The following is a 2,386-nucleotide window of genomic DNA, read 5'->3' as shown; positions in this document are numbered from 1 at the left end:
TTCGTCGATGCGGCTCTGCGGGTGGCCCTCGAGGATGGCTTGCAGAGTTTTGGCGATGTAGGCTTGCGGATTGACGCCGTTGAGCTTGCAGGTGGCTATGATGGATGCGAGCAAGGCCCAGTTCTCGGCCCCGACCTCATGGCCGGCGAACAATGCATTTTTTCTTGTCAGGGCCACCGGCCTGATGGCGTTCTCGACCGGATTGGTGTCCAGTTCCAGGCGTCCGTCATCGAGGAAACGGATCAGCCCCTCCCAGTGATTGAGACCATAACGGATGGCTTCAGCCAGTTTGGAGCCCGACGAGATCATCGACAATTGCTTTTCCAACCACGGCTTCAATGCCGCTATGATCGGGGCCGAATGCTGTTTGCGCGCGGCCAGGCGCTCTTCAGGCGGTGTGCCGCGAACGATTTCTTCGATCGCGTAAAGCGCGGCGATCTGGCGGATGGCAGTTTCAGCGATCGGGGATTTCGTGTTTTTGAACTGCTTGACGAAGCGGCGGCGCAAATGGCTCCAGCAATGGACGAGCGTCCAGCCCCCTTGCGGGGCGCGTGGATAGCGGGTCAGCCGGTCGTACCCTTCATAACCGTCGCATTGCAGGAACCGCCCGCGGAAGCCTTCCAGGAACGCTTCGGCAAAGCTGCCGCTGCGGCCCGGCGCATAGCGGAACAGGACGATCGGTGGGCTGGTGCCGCCATGTCCGCGATCATCGCAGGCAATGGCCCAGAAGTAGCCCTTCTTCGTCTGTCCCTTCCCGGGCTCGAGCACTGGAGCGGTGGTTTCGTCCATGAACAGGCGGCTGGCTCCGGCCAGATGCTCACGCATATGCTCGGCGATCGGCTTCAAATGGAAGCAGGCGCGGCCGGTCCAGTTGCCCAAGGTAGCCCGGTCGAGCTGGATACCCTGCCGGGCAAAGATTTCCGCCTGCCGGTAAAAGGGAAGATGGTCGCCGAACTTGGCGACGACGACCTGCGCGATGAGCGCCTCGGTCGGCAGGCCGCCAGGCACCACATGTTCCGGCGCATGCGCCTGCACGACCGCGCCCGAGCAGCGCCGGCAGGCGTATTTCGGCCGGCGGGTGACCAGAACGCGCAACTGTGCCGGGATGACGTCGAGGCGCTGCGAGACATCCTCGCCCATCTTCGTCATTTCGCCGCAGCCGCACGGGCAAAGCCGGCTTTCCGGTTCGATCACCCGCTCCACCCGCGGCAGATGAGCAGGCAACTGGCCACGGTTGCGCTTTGGCGCACGCTGGGTCGTCGCCTTACCCTTGACGATTGCTGCCGCCTTTTCCTGCGCAGCCTCGAGCACACCTTGAGCGATCTCCACATCTTCCAGCGGAAGGTTATATTGATCCGGGCTCAGCTTTTCGGATTTCGCACCGAACTTCTCACGCTGGAGATCGCCCACGATCGCCTCCAACCGGCGACGCGCTTCCTCAGTCGCAGCAAGCTCCGCCTGCGTCTGCGCCAGAAGCGCCTTCAGCTGTGCGTTTTCCTGTTCGAGGGCAGCGATATTCATATGCTATTCCAAGCACATGAACCGCCATCCCGCCACGGTCACGATGGACCCGAGTCACTCTGCCGCACTCATCCGGCCAGTTGCGGCCGGCGCGCCCGTTCGGATCGCACCAGCCGCCAGTCCAGCCCTTCGAACAAGGCCGCAAACATCGCCGGAGACAGGCGCATCACGCCGTCCTGCACCTGCGGCCAGACGAACTTCGAGCCTTCCAGGCGCTTGTGGACCAGCACCATGCCGGTGCGGTCCCAGACCAGAACCTTGAGCCTGTCGGCGCGTTTCGAGCGGAACACGAAGGCCGCGCCACAGAACGGATCCAGCCCCAACATTTCCTGCACCATGGCGGCGAGCCCGTCATGGCCCTTACGGAAGTCGACCGGCCGCGTCGCGACATACACTTTGAGCGCTGCTCCTCCTGATATGATCATTGCGCCATCCTGGCCGCCCGGATTACCTGCGCCAGATGATCGCCATCGGCATCAGGCCCGGTTCGGATCACGACGTCGCCGACCACGATCTCAATGCGGGCGTCCCTTGCCGGCGGCTGCGCCGGCGCCGGCTGCTCCACCATCAGCGCCGCAAAGGCTGGGGCCGGATCCGGCTTATCCGGTAACCCCGCCCGCTTCTGGCCAAACTTTCTGCGCCAGTCATAGACCTGCCAACGCGTAACCCCGTGCTTGCGCGCCACATCGGCAACACGGACGCCCGGCATTAAACTCTCCGCCACGATCCCTGCCTTCTGCGAAGCCGAACGCTCCCGCCGTCCTGTAGGGCCTTCGATTACCTCCAGCCGGCCGGCATAGCCATCACTCAAGACGTCCAATTGGACGTCCTTTTTGCCGTCTCGCTCCATGCAAATCACCTCCGT

The 2,386-nt window shown here is 63.3% G+C and carries 3 protein-coding genes; all 3 read right to left on the bottom strand.

The annotated features are described in order from the left end of the window. The coding region (gene tnpC / locus IEX53_RS23510) for an IS66 family transposase (RefSeq protein ID WP_188826592.1) at positions 1-1,521 on the bottom strand (1,521 nt) is incomplete at its 3' end. Between the two features lie 68 nt (positions 1,522-1,589). Next, positions 1,590-1,946 (bottom strand): IS66 family insertion sequence element accessory protein TnpB, encoded by a 357-nt coding sequence (gene tnpB / locus IEX53_RS23505; RefSeq protein WP_188826591.1) that lies wholly within the window; start codon positions 1,944-1,946, stop codon positions 1,590-1,592. Then, positions 1,943-2,386, bottom strand: a 444-nt coding sequence (gene tnpA / locus IEX53_RS23500) for an IS66-like element accessory protein TnpA (RefSeq protein WP_308429171.1), incomplete at its 5' end; no start/stop codon positions are given. The genes tnpB and tnpA, both read right to left, overlap by 4 nt.

Origin of the sequence: Paramesorhizobium endophyticum (assembly GCF_014640615.1) — a bacterium.
Taxonomy (GTDB): Bacteria; Pseudomonadota; Alphaproteobacteria; order Rhizobiales; family Rhizobiaceae; genus Paramesorhizobium; species Paramesorhizobium endophyticum.
This window is presented reverse-complemented; position numbering and strand designations above follow the sequence as displayed.